This is a genomic window from Candidatus Chloroploca sp. Khr17, assembly GCF_004138165.1.
In the GTDB taxonomy this organism is placed as follows: Bacteria; Chloroflexota; Chloroflexia; order Chloroflexales; family Chloroflexaceae; genus Chloroploca.
In genome coordinates, this window is sequence record NZ_RYFF01000045.1 from 1 (window position 1) to 12,169 (window position 12,169).

Here is a 12,169-nt window from a genome sequence, read left to right on the forward strand (position 1 = left end):
GTCGTGTCAGGTAACACTCCATGTACACCCTTCCGTGAAGGTTGGCAAGTTTATACCCAAGCAGAAACGGCGGTCAGGCCGGAATAACGAAGCGCCTTGGTGACGGGGTGCGTCCTAATGCCACTGCGTAGTCCCTAATGTGTATCGGTCTCTGGCGGCTAACGTCAGTGATCACCGGGCCGGCTTCGCCGGCTCCGGTGCATCACCTTGTTGGGCGTTTGTATTGTTTACAACAAAATGATTAACAATGACTATATCACCTAAATCTGCTCTGTATAGTGCGACGCCGCACGGTTGCCGCCTAGCCACGATCCTGGTCGGTGCGAGGCCCACTACTGTTCAAAGAAGCTCACGCGAAGGCATCGCCTGTGACGACCACCGCAGGTGTGGGTTGCGGTTCAGGCTGGGGCGGGGCGGCATCGGGTCCGCTGACCAGACGGTACTGGCTGGTGTCAGGATTCCAGCGCAGGCCAAAGCCCTGCGCGTAGCCCATGCCATCACCGTCGAGCGGGATGGCCGCCAGCGGGGTAGCCTCGTCGAGCGGCGTGGCGATGAAAAAAGCCGCTCGACGACCGCTGACTCCAGCCAGGGTCGCCAGCACCATGCGTTCCGAACGAACCTCGGTCGGGCTGATTGTTGCCAGGATGCGCAGGCTGCCATCCTGCGCCTGAATGATCATCGCCTCCTGGGCGACCCGATCGTAGGCATCGTAGCCTGGGCGATCAAACGTCGCCCGATCGGGCACAATGGTCGAAGGTAACACATAGACCTTCTCGTTCAGGCCGTCACCGTTGAAATCGCCCTCATAAGCCACTTGCCACGCGGGGCCAGGCCAGTTCGGCTGGACGCCAGGCGTCATCAATTCAGCCAGTTCGAAGCCGCCTTGGGCCGAGGCCGAGCGAATGATGAAGCCGATCGCCGACGGGCGACCCTGCGTATCGAGGGGCACCAGACGCAGTGGCGCCGACGGGTCATCGTGGGCCAGCGCAAAGCCCTGGGTATTGAAGGTAGGGCCGCCTGACACAAGGGTACTTTTACAAACCTGTTAGGTCTGCTATATAATCAACCCAACGTATCTCTACTACCGAGGTGAAAACAACATGTCTTTCAGTGTCACCCAAGCCAGGAAAATAGCTCTTCAGTACAGTGATGATCAAGGGGACGAAGCAGGTCTTGCCGGCGCCTTTGCTCAGATATGCAGCTTGTAGTCTGGGAACTACATTTCCCGGTCGCGCCGCCGACCACGAAGAACCCTCACGAAGAGACGAAGACTGGCTTTGTGACGCACGTATTCGTTGCTTCGTGGCCACAATTCGTGGACGGCTGAGGACCCCAGAAAAGTTAATTCACAAACTAATGAGTGCCGAAAATTGTGTCGGAGCACTGCTTGAACGATATATCGACTCGGTTCCCTGTTGTTCAAAACGCCCTCTCTGCATGCGCTCAAATTGCTGCATCCAGAGCGCGTCATTCGTGTTGCGATAGCGTGAATAGTTGAATGACGCAGGCTCCTGATACGGTTCACCTCGCAAGAGGCTGATCACCAGGTGCCCGATCGCCAACCCAAGACTGCTTGGCACAGCGTTGCCTATTTGCCGGTATTGCTCAAGCAGTGGGCCAGCAACCTGCCAATCATCGGGGAATTCTTGCAGCCGTTTGTATTCTTCGATCGAGAGCGGTCGGTCTTCTTCAGGATGCGCAAGATCAGTCGCCGGCATCGCCGGATGCGTCACGAGGGTCGGGGCCGGCTTGTCCCAGGCAATGCGCCGCAAAAAGCCGGTTTTGCCACCACCGGCAAAAAAGGCTTTGCCAAGTGCTTCGCGTTGCAGATCCTCAGGCAGCGCACGCCAGTTTTGCCCTTCCTTGAGCATGCGATAATAGACCAGACGTTTCTCGGGAAAATCAATATGATGGTGCTCAGCGAGATCCGCCGTCGCATCACGAAATGTGCGCCAGGGTGGTAAGTCCAGCGCCTTATTTTGCGCATGCGTCGGTTGGAGGTAGGGTGGCCGTTTGCCATCGCGACTACAGACAATGACAACCCGTTCGCGTATTTGAGGGGTGCCAAAATGGGCCGCATTGTACAGGGTAAATGAGTAGGCGTAGCCGGCTTTTTTGATCGTGTCGAGCACAAAGTAGAGCGCGCCGCCAGGCAGTTCATCCAGGGCTAAATCAGGATAGGCTGGCCCGCGCAAGGTGTGCGGTCGGTGCTTCATCGGGCTTGAAAGCAAACCACGCACATTCTCGATGACAAAGTATTTCGGCTTGAGGGTTAAGGCTAGATCTACATAGGTCAGAAAGACGTTTCCTCGCTGGTCATGAAACCCGTTCCGTCGCCCGGCTGTGCTGAACGCTTGACAGGGCGGTCCGCCTACAATGAGATCGATGTCATCACTGCGTGTCAAACCAGCATAGTGCAGGATCTGCTCGGCAGAATAGTCAGTAATATCACCAATCAGGGGGATGTCTGGCTTGTTCCGGCTGATGGTCTCACGACAGTATTTATCAACTTCGCATGCTAGTTTGATCTCAAATCCAGCCCGTTCGAGCCCAAGATCAAGCCCCATTGCGCCAGAAAAGAAGCTGAGCGCAACGGGTCGCTTGCTTGTGTCAATGTGCTCTGTTCCCTGCAAGGCCTTGTCCCCTCGTCCAGTGCCAGCCAACCTCTTCGAGCCTCACCGCGCAGCCACCCGCCTCCAGATGCGCTGCGCCCAATCTGCAATCTAAAATCTAAAACCCAAAATCTAAAACCCAACTTCTTCCAACGCCGCACCAACCTCCGGCCAGAGCACTCGATGATCGGCGACGTTCTGGTTCCGGTCGGTGCGGACTTCGATCAGATGCAGCCCTCGCCCGCTGATGCCGGTCCTCACGGCGCGGCGGAAGCCCTCCCAGTCCTCGGCGAGCGTGTACTGCGCACCGTAGATCGCGGCCAACGGGGCAAAGTTGAGCCCGTGGGGGGTGCCAAAGAGCAACTCGAAGCGGTCAGTCTCGCTTGTCTGGGGCAGGAAGGAGAAGATGCCGCCGCCGTCGTTGTTGATCAGGATGATCGTCGCGTCAAGCTGGTGCAGTTTCGCCGCCAGCAAGCCGTTGGCGTCGTGGTAGAGCGAGATGTCGCCCAGCACCAGCACCAGCGGCTTCGCCCCCGCTGCCGCCATGCCAAGCGCCGTCGAGACGAGGCCGTCAATGCCGTTGGCGCCGCGGTTGCCCAGGATCGCGATCTCGCGCTCGACGGCAGGAAAAAAGGTGTCGCAGTCGCGAACCGGCATCGAGTTGCCCACAAAAAGCGTTGCCCCGTCCGGTAACAGTTCGGCTAGCGCCGCAAAGATGCCCGGCTCGTTGATGGCGGCGCGCTGCCGCAGCGCCTCCCCAAGCACACGCTGCGTCACGGCCTCGGCGCTGCGCCACGCCGCCGCCCAAGGCTGCGTCGCCGCCGCATCGGTCGCCTCGTGGCCCAGCCGCTCAGTCAGCGTCTGGCACAGCGTGACACTGTCGCACGCCAGATGCGTCGCCGCCAGGCTCGTCGGTTCACGCCAGCCGGCACCTTCATCAATGACGATCTGGTGCGCCGTCGCGTGGCGTTGCAAAAATTGCAGCACCGGCTTGGCCGTGGGCATCGCGCCAAAACGCAGCACAAGCTCGGGCGCAAAACGCGCCGCGAACGCTTCGTCACGCACAAACGCATCATACCCCGCCAACACCATCGTCCGGTCGTGCCGCCCACACCGCACCCCCGAAAGCGGATCGGCCAGCACCGGATAGCCCAGCCGTGCCGCCAGGCGCGTCACCACCGGCGCAAGCCCGGGCGCACACTCGGGGCCACAGAGGATCAAACCTCGCTCGGTCGTCGCCAACCGTGACGCCAAGGTCGTCACGGTCGCCTCGTCAAGCTGACGCGCCCCAACTCGAGCCTGCACCGTCGCCCACCGGGATGGCTGCTCAGCCGACCCAGCCGCATCTTCGGGGAAAAACCGGGGAGGCAAAAAGGCCGCCTGCGCCGGCCCCAGGGGCGCCCCAGAGCCCGTCGCTTGCCCTGCAAACAGATCCGCAAGCAGTTCGCGATCAGGCACCAACGGCTCACGAAATGGCAGATTCAGATGCACTGGCCCCGCCGGCGCAGCAAGGCTTGTCGCGATGCTCCGGGCGACCGTACTCTGCAGATAGCGCCGCAACCCCGGGCTCGCATCAGGTGTCGGCAGATCAGTCGCCCAGCGTGTACGCGACCCAAAGAGACGCACCTGATCGATCGTCTGCGGTGCGCCATTATCGCGCAACTCGGGGGGACGGTCGGCGGTCAACACGATCAATGGAACCCGGGCGAGGTCAGCTTCGGCGACCGCCGGCAAAAAATTGGCCGCCGCCGTGCCCGACGTACAGAGCAGCGCCGCAGGCTGACCGCGCTGACGGGCAAGGCCCAGCGCAAAAAAGCCCGCCGAACGCTCATCGAGGTGCATCCAGATCTGCGCCTGTGGATGGCGCGCCGCCGCCAGCGCCAGCGGCGTACTGCGCGACCCTGGACAAATAACAATGTCACGCACGCCGCCGGCGATCAACTCGTCAATCAACGTACCCACCCAGAGGGTCAGGGCACGAATGTGGTCATGTGTTGTCATAGGTTCCCTGCCCCCAGCGCCCCGAGCATCGCACGCAGCTTGATCACCGTCTCTTGCTCTTCGCGAGCGGGCTCAGAATCGGCCACAATGCCCGCCCCGGCAAAGAGGCGGGCGGTATACTTGCCCACGAGCGCCGAGCGAATCGCGACCGCAAATTCACCCTGGCCGCGTGCATCAATCCAGCCGACCGGGGCACCATACCAGCCCCGGTCGAGCGCTTCACGTTCACGAATCCAGGCCAGCGCGGTTTCACGAGGCTGCCCACCCAGGGCCGGCGTCGGATGCAACCGCTCGACCAGATCAAGCACCCCCGCCTGATCAATAATCTGCCCGGTCAACGGCGTATAGAGGTGCTGCACATTGCGCACCCGCATCAGCGTTGGCTCATCCGGGGCCGAGACCTGAGTACAGACCGCTTCGAGGGCAGCGCGCAACATCCGCGTCACCACTGCGTGCTCGCCACGATCTTTGGCACTCGCCAGCAACGCCTGCCCGAGCGCCGCATCCTCTTCGGGAGTCGCCCCGCGCCGGATCGAACCCGCCAGCGAACTGGCGAGCACCGTGCGTCCCTGCAGACTCACCAGACGTTCCGGCGAAGCCCCCAGAAACGTCTGACCACCACGGGCCACCGCAAAAATAAAGGTCTCGGGATAATCACGCCGCAGCGCAGCAAGGGTCGCCGCAGGATCAAAAGGATTGGCGGTATGCGCAAGCACCTCACGGGCAAGCACCACCTTTTCGAGCTTGCCCGCACGCAGATCAGCCACCGCGTCAGCGACCATCGCCTGCCACTCACCCGCAGGCAACGCATCACGCAGCGTCACCGCCTCACCGATGCGCGGCGCACGCCAGGCACGCCCGAGCAAATCGCGCAAGCGCCGCACTGCCGAAAGATGCAGATTGATCGACGACGTCGAAGGCCCAACCAGACCATTGACCGTCAGACTTGCCCGGTTGCCATCAGTGGCAAGGATCAAACGGGGCAGCAGCAACAGACCATCGGGATAGCCATCCCACCCGCCATCGCTCGGGCGCAGCGGATCAAAGGCAAACCCTGCCGCCGCCATCGGCCCACTGAAAGGCAACGCCGGATCGGCATCAATCGCCGCCGTCGCCATCAGATCACGCCACGCCTCAGCCGCCTGCGCAAAACGGCCAGGCCCACTGGCAGCAAAACTCCAGGCCGACCCAAGCCCCGCCACCGCCAGACCACGCGACGGCACACTCCAAAAGAGACGATTATGCGTCACCCCGATGCCACGAGCAAAGAGCGCCAGCGGATCGCGCACCTTGACCTCAGCCGTCACACTCACCAACACCGGACGACCAAGGCGTCGCGCACGTCGCCGCGCAAGCTCAGCCTGCTCTTCTATCCTGGGCACCTTGCGCAGCGCCGTTGTCGCAACACTCATCCCAAGCATAAGCACAACCACATTTCTGCACAACCGACAAAAAAGGGTAGCGACCGCTACCCTTCTTCATTATACCAAATTAATTCCCCCGTCCCCCAGAAAGCTTCACTTAGCTGGTCGCAACAGCCAGCTACGCTGGCTGTTGCGACCAGCACAAACCTGGGGTTTTTATGGCAATGCCCCCTCCATCTGACTCCATGCATTCTCAAAATCTTCGGCCACAAAACGCACATCGCCGATCTCAACCACCTGGCCGGCCACAACCTTGACCGTCTGCTCACGGCCAACATTGCGATAGCCAACCACCACCACCTGATCACCGGCTGGCACGTCACTCAGCATAAACCGCCCCGCCTGATCTGATAAACCAGCAAGAGGCGTGCCAAAGACATAAATCTCGGCCACAATGGGTTGCCCACGCTCATCATAGACAGCCCCCGCAATGGTACCTGTGCCAGCAAGCAACGCCATATTGCCGCTACGCACGAAGGTGACGGTTATGAGCACAAGACTCAGCAGACTCAAGCCGATGATGACATACCAGATCTGGCGGCGCTTGCGCGACGGATCTGGCGGCAATTTCGGCGGCATCCCATCTTTATAGGACTCAAGTGAAGGATAATCTTCCATTGACATTATGGAACCTCCTCACAGGTGCTCGGCTTGGCCTGGAAATCGCTGAAATTGAGCTGGGTACCATCATTTGCCAGCACACCAACGCCGCCACTGGCATAGGTCGAGTCACTGGTTTGCAAGATCTGTTTGCCATCGAGGTAAGCGGTAAAGGTATCACCTTCGACGGCAATACTCATATCTGGCGGGTTGTTCCAATCAATGCCTGTCGGCAAACTTACGAGAGCCCCAGGTATTTTAATTTGCTTGCCATTCACCCACTTACTGAAGTAGAGCTCGGTATCAGAGTTTTTATTCTTGCGCTCGATTTCAAACATGTAGCCATTCAAACCCTTTGGCCCATACTCAGATCGAAAAGCGACACCATAACCATTCCAGGAAGTCTTTGTATTGGTGACCTGCACACCCGACAGATCCAGCCGATAATCGCTATCGGTATAGCCTGGCAGCATACCAATGCAGAGCGGGCACACCTGATAGCCATCGGCCTGCTGGGTAATCCCACCCTTCCAGAATGAATTGGTAGGCGACGGATCCCAGGCTGTTCCTGCGCTTGCCACGGGGGTACAGGCCGACTCTTGGTCTTGAAAGAGGCCAGCAATCCGCTCAAAGACATCGTCCACCGAATTGCCCGTGGCAGAGAGTGCCGCCGCCGCAACGATGGCAATCAACGCAATCAGCAGGGCATACTCAACCAGGCCTTGCCCATGTTCGGTCTTTTTCATGCTCCTTTGCATACGAGACCTCCTGAAATGATCAGTGCGTTGCTGGGAATGCAGGCGGGCCGCCCGCGCTCCCGGGTCGCCCAACTCTAGACCTATTTGCCAGCGAGTTGTCCTAGCCCCAATACTTGTCAAATAAGCTCACGCGAAGACGCGAAGACGCGAAGACGCGAAGGGTTACGCTCACCTACGCAAAAACCTTTGCGCCTTTGCGCCTTTGCGTCAAATCAGCCGCCTTCTTTGCAAGGCATTGACCCTAGCCCTCTTCGATCGTCGAAAGTACACGGTGGGCACGCAGGGCCAGCCAGAGAGCAAAGTGTTCTTCAGCATTGTCGAGATCCATGCCACTGATATCTTTGATGCGTTCGAGGCGATAGAGCAGCGTATTGCGATGGACATGCAAGGCCCCCGAGGTGGCCCGCAGGTTCCCAAGGTGATTGAAATAGGCGTCCAGGGTCTTGATCAGATCAGCGCCCTGACGCTGGTCATAGTCAGCAAGCCGGGAAAGCGTCTCGCGATAGAAGGTCCAGAGTTCAGGCGTTTCACGCAGCCGCACCAGCAACCGATAGACCCCGAGGTCAGAAAAAGCCAAGACGCGCCCGGGGCCAAAGAGTTGGCGACCAAGCACCATCGCCTGTTCCGCCTCTTCGAGGGAACGTCGCCACTCGGCAAGCGTCGCGACTGGCGTTCCCGAGGCCAACAAGACCTGCGGATAATCGATGAGCAAGCGCTCGCGCAACTGGTCAACCAGTTCACGAGGACGCGCACTGGTTGCGGTTGGCAGCATACAGAGCACACTGCTTTCACGGCGCGAGAGCGGTGCCGGAATGCCACGACGGGTCAACTCATTCTGGATTGTCCCACTGAGCCGGGCAAGGGCCGACGGCCCGGCATCATCGATCTTCACCAGCACGGCCATATGCGGCACGGTCAGCGTATAGCCCAACTCCTGACCACGCTGCAGCGCGGCGGCGAGATCGCCCGGTGGCCCACTGAGGATATTTGAAACAAAATCGCCCCGAAGGCGATCTTCGGCGGCCTGGACGGCCTGTTCTTTGGCGAGTTCAAGGGCGAGGGCTGCCGCGCCACGCTGGGCCGCCTCACGATCCCAGGTATCCAGCGCTGTCCCAGCCAACGCCAGATAGCCAGTGGGAAAATCACGCGGCCCGATCAATTCAACCCAGATCTGCTGATTGAGCATCGAGGCATCACCGGCTGCCGTGGGGCGCAATGCCTGCAACGCGACCCGCGCCGAGCCACGACCGCGCTGGGCGCGCAACTCACCATTGGGCGCATAACACGCCACACTCTGACCAGTCCGTTCGGCCATGAGATCAAGCAAGCCAGGCAAGCCGGCCCCGGCCAGCGAGCGTTGCGTAAGTAGATCGTACAACTGCGCCCCGCGTCGCTCGAACTGCGCCTCGTAGTCACTCACCAGACGCGTAATCTCGCGTTCAACCTCGCGCAGATCGGCACCTTCAGGCAATTGCAGCAGGGGGAGGCGCGCCTCTTCCGCCGCCGTGACATCGTCGTTGGTAATCGTGCCCAACGCCACCACCCCAGCGACCGGAATCGGAGCCTGCCCAAGGCGGCGCACCAGAACAGCCAGGCTCAAGCGGGTATCAAGGGTACGGATCGCATCAACCGCGAGCAACGCAAGCTCACCACCACGCAATTCAGCGAAGGCAGGCAGTGTCGAACGCAACGTCGCCACCCAGGTGACCTGCCGTCCAAGACCGGCGCTACCAGCGGAAATGGCAGTTCCCAAGGGAAGGGCGAGTCGGAGCACATCGCGTACAGTAACCGAGGGCATGGGCTTACTTTATCAAGCACTTATCACATTAGCGGCTATTATACCACCGTAGCGATACAATTAAATTATTTGTGAAGGTCTCAGCCCATATCAGGGTGAAGCCTGACGGCCCGGATGATCAGGGGCTTCCTGTAGCGCAATTCCAGCTTGTGGCGGGGGTGTTACGCAAGCCACAGCTTGTCGTTTTGCCCTTAACGGGGGTAGTTGAACGATAGGCCGAAACTGCGGTCAGCAGAATCCTGCAATCCGGGGTACAATCTAGGCAAGGCAGGATGGGCAAGAGGGGGGCAGGGAATGAAAATCCTCCACGATCTTTCGATGTTGATCAATGCGACCATGCCGGTCTATGCGGGCGACGCGCCGGTGTGCCTTGAACCGCACTGCACCATTGCTGCCGATGGCGTCAATATTACCGCGATCAAGAACGCAACCACCCACTTCGGGACGCACATCGATCTGCCACGGCACATTTTTGCCGATGGGGCGAGCCTCGATGAGGTGCCGCTCGCCGATCTGTGTGGGCCTGCGCAGATCATCGCGATCGAGCATCCAACCGCGATTACCGTTGAAGAGGTTGCCTGCCATCGCTTCAAGCCCGGCGAGATGGTACTCTTCCGTACGCGCAATACCAGGGATGGCTTGCTTGCGCAACCTGCGTTCCATCATGATTATGTCTACCTGACGCCTGAAGCCGCGAGCTATCTGGTAGAGCAGGCGGTGCGGCTTGTGGGCATTGATTATCTGTCGGTCGACCCTCCGTATACGCCGTCCCTGCCTGCGCATCATATCTTGCTGGGGCATGGCGTCCTGATCCTTGAAGGGATCATCTTGACTGACGTGCAACCGGGAAAAGCAACGCTTCTCTGCCTACCGCTCAAATTGCAAGGTGTTGATGGCGCACCAGTACGAGCTGTTCTGGTTGAGGGGTAATGTGATTTTAGATTTTAGATTGCAGATTGCAGATTTTAGATTGCAGATTGCAGATTTTAGATTTTAGCTTGCCGCGTATGGCGTTCCGGCGTGCGCTGGCAGCACGAGCGATGCGGATTGCTCAATTCCAATTGGTGTAAGAGGGCACCAGACCGCGTCGTTGTGGACAAAGAGGAGAGTCTTATGAGCAACACCATTTCTACTTCAACCCCTCACCACCTTGCAAAAACACCAACTGGCATCTATGGGATTGATGAAATCACGGCTGGTGGCCTACCGCAGGGACGCCCGACGCTGGTTGCTGGTAGCGCAGGATGCGGCAAAACGCTTCTGGCCATGGAATTTCTCGTCCGTGGAGCGACCCTCTACAACGAACCGGGGGTCTTTGTGACCTTTGAAGAGAGCCCCGATGAATTAATGGACAATGTGGCCTCGCTGGGTTTTGATCTCGACGATCTGCGCGAACGCGGCCTGCTGTGGATTGAGCATATCTACCTTGAGCGCAGTGAAATTGAAGAGGTCGGGGCATACACGCTTGATGGGCTCTTCATTCGGCTTGCGCATGCGTTTGAGCGAATTGGGGCCAAACGGGTCGCCCTCGACACCCTCGAAGTGCTCTTCAGCGGGCTCCGCGACGAAGCGTTGATCCGCGCCGAGTTGCGGCGGCTCTTTCGCTGGCTCAAAGAGCGCGGGGTAACTGCGGTGGTCACCGCCGAACGCGGTGACGGCACGATCACGCGGCACGGGCTCGAGGAATATGTTGCCGATTGTGTCATCGTGCTCGATCACCGGGTCACCTCGCAACTCTCGACCCGCCGGATACGCATTGTCAAATACCGGGGTACGATGCACGGCACCAATGAGTATCCCTTTTTAATTGATCAACACGGATTCACGGTCTTTCCAATCACGGCGCTCGGCCTTGACTATGATGTAGGCACCGAGCGGATCAGCACGGGGGTAGCCGGGCTTGACGAAATGCTCGGGGGGAGTGGTTATTATAAAGGGAGTACGGTTCTGATTTCAGGGACGGCCGGGACAGGCAAAACGAGTCTCTCTTCAGCGTTTGCGGCAGCGGCATGTGCTCGTGGCGAACACGCGCTCTTTGTTGCCTTTGAAGAGTCGCCCGCGCAGATTATGCGCAATGTGCGCTCGATTGGGATCGACCTACGGCCTGCGTTTACCGAGCAATATTTGCATTTCCACGCCGTACGCCCGACCCTCGCTGGCCTGGAATTGCATCTTGCGACCATTACCGACCAGATCGCCCGCATCAAACCGTCCGTCGTCATTATTGATCCGATCACCAGCTTGATCTCCCAAGGCTTCAATAGCGAAGTACGAGCACTCTTCACCCGGCTCATTGATTTCTGCAAACAGCATGGCATCACGCTCTTGCTGACCAGCCTGAGCGAGATGGGTCAGGATCCCGAGGGAACCGATATTGGCGTTTCGTCGCTCGTGGACTCATGGCTGCTCGTGCGCAACCTTGAGATGCACGGCAAACGCAACCGCGGGTTGTATATCCTGAAATCGCGGGGTATGGCGCATTCCAATCAAATCCGTAAACTTGTGCTTTCGTCGGAGGGGATCAGTCTGATCGAAATACCTTCTTCCAGCCTACAGCTAACATCATAGGGAGGATCGATGAGTGAGCAGAATGGGTCAAAGCATCTACCGGATCTTCCGAGCGACAAAAGCGAGTTCTGGATCCTCCGGCTCTATGTGGCGGGGCATACGATGCGCTCACTGACGGCGATTGCCAACTTGCAGGCAATTTGCGAAGAGCATCTGCCTGACAAGCATCATATCGAGGTGATCGATGTGATCGAGGATCCTGAGCGGGCCAGTACGGATCAGATCCTGGCCTTGCCAACCCTGATTCGGGCCTTGCCCCCGCCGATCCGGAAAATCATCGGCGATCTCTCCAATACCGAGCGGGTACTCGTGGGGCTTGAAATTGCGCAACGTTCACCTTGACGCGCATACGCGTCAAGGTGGGTGGGTGGTTTGACGCAAAGGCGCAAGCGCTGGGTTCCCGCGTAC

At 59.2% G+C, this 12,169-nt stretch carries 10 protein-coding genes and 1 pseudogene; 4 read left to right on the forward strand and 7 right to left on the reverse strand.

What is annotated here, in order from left to right; translation table 11 throughout:
- Positions 1 to 349 precede the first annotated feature (349 nt).
- Positions 350 to 1,024, reverse strand: a complete 675-nt coding sequence (locus tag EKD05_RS20060) for a hypothetical protein (protein WP_129676476.1) — start codon at positions 1,022 to 1,024, stop codon at positions 350 to 352.
- 125 nt (positions 1,025 to 1,149) lie between these two features.
- Here EKD05_RS20060 and EKD05_RS27275 point away from each other — a divergent pair.
- A pseudogene (locus tag EKD05_RS27275) lies at positions 1,150 to 1,380 on the forward strand (hypothetical protein); the annotation flags it as partial.
- Here the strand turns inward: EKD05_RS27275 and EKD05_RS20065 are convergent.
- From EKD05_RS20065 to EKD05_RS20090, 6 genes are all read right to left on the reverse strand, one after another.
- The gene (locus EKD05_RS20065) at positions 1,347 to 2,633 is read right to left on the reverse strand and encodes a DNA cytosine methyltransferase (protein WP_205703995.1); all 1,287 of its coding nucleotides are present in this window, start codon (positions 2,631 to 2,633) and stop codon (positions 1,347 to 1,349) included. The pseudogene EKD05_RS27275 and the gene EKD05_RS20065 sit on opposite strands and share 34 nt — an antisense overlap.
- Before the next feature lie 111 nt (positions 2,634 to 2,744).
- Entirely contained in the window at positions 2,745 to 4,613 is a 1,869-nt protein-coding gene (gene menD, locus EKD05_RS20070) for a 2-succinyl-5-enolpyruvyl-6-hydroxy-3-cyclohexene-1-carboxylic-acid synthase (protein WP_129676478.1), read from the reverse strand.
- Positions 4,610 to 6,034, reverse strand: coding sequence for an isochorismate synthase MenF (locus EKD05_RS20075; protein WP_129676480.1), 1,425 nt, complete (start codon positions 6,032 to 6,034; stop codon positions 4,610 to 4,612). The genes menD and EKD05_RS20075 overlap by 4 nt, the downstream gene beginning before the upstream one ends.
- Before the next feature lie 159 nt (positions 6,035 to 6,193).
- Positions 6,194 to 6,661 carry a carboxypeptidase-like regulatory domain-containing protein gene (locus EKD05_RS20080; RefSeq protein ID WP_129676482.1) on the reverse strand — a complete coding sequence of 156 codons (468 nt, stop codon included), beginning with the start codon at positions 6,659 to 6,661 and terminating at the stop codon, positions 6,194 to 6,196.
- Positions 6,661 to 7,395, reverse strand: a complete 735-nt coding sequence (locus EKD05_RS26430; protein WP_205703996.1) for a hypothetical protein — start codon at positions 7,393 to 7,395, stop codon at positions 6,661 to 6,663. The genes EKD05_RS20080 and EKD05_RS26430 overlap by 1 nt, the downstream gene beginning before the upstream one ends.
- Positions 7,396 to 7,636: 241 nt before the next feature.
- The gene (locus EKD05_RS20090) at positions 7,637 to 9,193 is read right to left on the reverse strand and encodes a helix-turn-helix domain-containing protein (protein WP_129676484.1); all 1,557 of its coding nucleotides are present in this window, start codon (positions 9,191 to 9,193) and stop codon (positions 7,637 to 7,639) included.
- A 294-nt stretch (positions 9,194 to 9,487) separates the two neighbouring features.
- Here EKD05_RS20090 and EKD05_RS20095 point away from each other — a divergent pair, with 294 nt between their 5' ends.
- The 3 genes from EKD05_RS20095 to EKD05_RS20105 all read left to right on the forward strand — a co-directional run bounded on the left by EKD05_RS20095 (position 9,488) and on the right by EKD05_RS20105 (position 12,103).
- Positions 9,488 to 10,123, forward strand: coding sequence for a cyclase family protein (locus tag EKD05_RS20095; RefSeq protein ID WP_129676486.1), 636 nt, complete (start codon positions 9,488 to 9,490; stop codon positions 10,121 to 10,123).
- A 183-nt stretch (positions 10,124 to 10,306) separates the two neighbouring features.
- Positions 10,307 to 11,761: a circadian clock protein KaiC gene (gene kaiC, locus EKD05_RS20100; RefSeq protein ID WP_129676488.1), complete on the forward strand. Its 1,455-nt coding sequence runs from the start codon at positions 10,307 to 10,309 to the stop codon at positions 11,759 to 11,761.
- A 9-nt stretch (positions 11,762 to 11,770) separates the two neighbouring features.
- Complete coding sequence (locus EKD05_RS20105) at positions 11,771 to 12,103, forward strand: circadian clock KaiB family protein (protein WP_129676490.1); 333 nt, start codon at positions 11,771 to 11,773, stop codon at positions 12,101 to 12,103.
- The last annotated feature ends 66 nt before the right edge of the window (positions 12,104 to 12,169 follow it).

What these genes read in the sequence shown, in the direction of transcription:
- EKD05_RS20080 (WP_129676482.1), bottom strand. Translation starts at nt 6,661, where the DNA reads ATGTCAATGGAAGATTATCCTTCACTTGAGTCCTATAAAGATGGGATG.
- EKD05_RS20095 (WP_129676486.1), top strand. Translation starts at nt 9,488, where the DNA reads ATGAAAATCCTCCACGATCTTTCGATGTTGATCAATGCGACCATGCCG.
- EKD05_RS20090 (WP_129676484.1), bottom strand. Translation starts at nt 9,193, where the DNA reads ATGCCCTCGGTTACTGTACGCGATGTGCTCCGACTCGCCCTTCCCTTG.
- menD (WP_129676478.1), bottom strand. Translation starts at nt 4,613, where the DNA reads ATGACAACACATGACCACATTCGTGCCCTGACCCTCTGGGTGGGTACG.
- EKD05_RS20105 (WP_129676490.1), top strand. Translation starts at nt 11,771, where the DNA reads ATGAGTGAGCAGAATGGGTCAAAGCATCTACCGGATCTTCCGAGCGAC.
- EKD05_RS26430 (WP_205703996.1), bottom strand. Translation starts at nt 7,395, where the DNA reads ATGCAAAGGAGCATGAAAAAGACCGAACATGGGCAAGGCCTGGTTGAG.
- EKD05_RS20075 (WP_129676480.1), bottom strand. Translation starts at nt 6,034, where the DNA reads ATGCTTGGGATGAGTGTTGCGACAACGGCGCTGCGCAAGGTGCCCAGG.
- kaiC (WP_129676488.1), top strand. Translation starts at nt 10,307, where the DNA reads ATGAGCAACACCATTTCTACTTCAACCCCTCACCACCTTGCAAAAACA.